The sequence below is a fragment of the Cryobacterium sp. MLB-32 genome, assembly GCF_000738085.1.
Classification (GTDB): Bacteria; Actinomycetota; Actinomycetes; order Actinomycetales; family Microbacteriaceae; genus Cryobacterium.
Window position 1 is genome coordinate 1 of record NZ_JPRS01000421.1, and the last position, 956, is coordinate 956.

Consider the following 956-nt stretch of genomic DNA (forward strand, 5'->3'; position numbering starts at 1 on the left):
GATCCTTTCGCACCACCGCTTGAACTTCCCGATCGTGATAGTCCAAAAAAAATGGAACCCAGGAAAATGCACCGCGTAGTGGGATGTGATCGGGTCGGGGCGGTCGCCGATCAGTGCAGACGTGATCTCCTGGCTGGTGCGGATTGAGGCTCAGATGGCTTCGAACAGGACAGGCGAGAGACGTGTTGAGGTTCTCCCGGACGCCGCGGTGGGCTTTGACGGAACGGGTGTCATCAGGAGTGTCACTCACCCTGCGTGGGTGCTGCCCGGCTATGAGCACGTCGAGTTGGTGGGTCAGCCAGTTCAGGTGTTGCCCCCGGACTATCTCCCAAATGCATCCCCGGAAGGTTCGATGACAGATCCTGAGATAGAGCACGGCGGCGTGGAGTTGAACCTGAGCGTGAGGCACTGGTACGGAAATGTGTTCCCGGGCAGCGTCAGTTTCTCCCTCTGTGAGCGGGGAGATGCCCTGATGGTGATCACGGCGGATACGCTCCGGCGCCGACGAAATCTCCTTCTCCTGGGCGCCATCGACGAGGTCACGAAGGACGCCGTGATCGCCATGCCGACGGCGCAGTCGGTGGCGCAGCCACGATTGGGCGCGCTGTGACCGGCGCGCGGCAGGCGTTCGTGGCGGCCCGGGCGATGATTGAGTCGAGTCTGGATTCGTTGGTGGCGATCAGTCCAGAGGGGCTGATCACGGATGCCAATGAGGCGACGGTCCAGGCGACGGGTATTCCGCGGGTGGAGTTGATCGGGACGGCGTTCTCGGATTGCTTCACGGAGCCGGAGAAGGCGGAGGCGGTTTACCAGCTGGTTTTTGAGAAGGGCATGGCCGTTGATTACCCGTTGACGATGCGTCATCGGGACGGCACGTTGATGGAGGTGTTGTACAACGCGTCGGTGTACCGGGATGTTGACGGCAACGTTTTGGGTGTGTTCGCCGCGGCGCGCGA

General features: G+C 61.6%; 2 protein-coding genes. Both read left to right on the top strand.

What is annotated here, in order from left to right; translation table 11 throughout:
* Positions 1–121: 121 nt before the first annotated feature.
* Positions 122–610, top strand: a complete 489-nt coding sequence (locus JF66_RS24665; protein ID WP_156109930.1) for a hypothetical protein — start codon at positions 122–124, stop codon at positions 608–610.
* Positions 607–956 (top strand): PAS domain S-box protein (locus JF66_RS19080; RefSeq protein ID WP_035880459.1); only part of this gene is annotated, 350 nt, incomplete at its 3' end. The genes JF66_RS24665 and JF66_RS19080, both read left to right, overlap by 4 nt.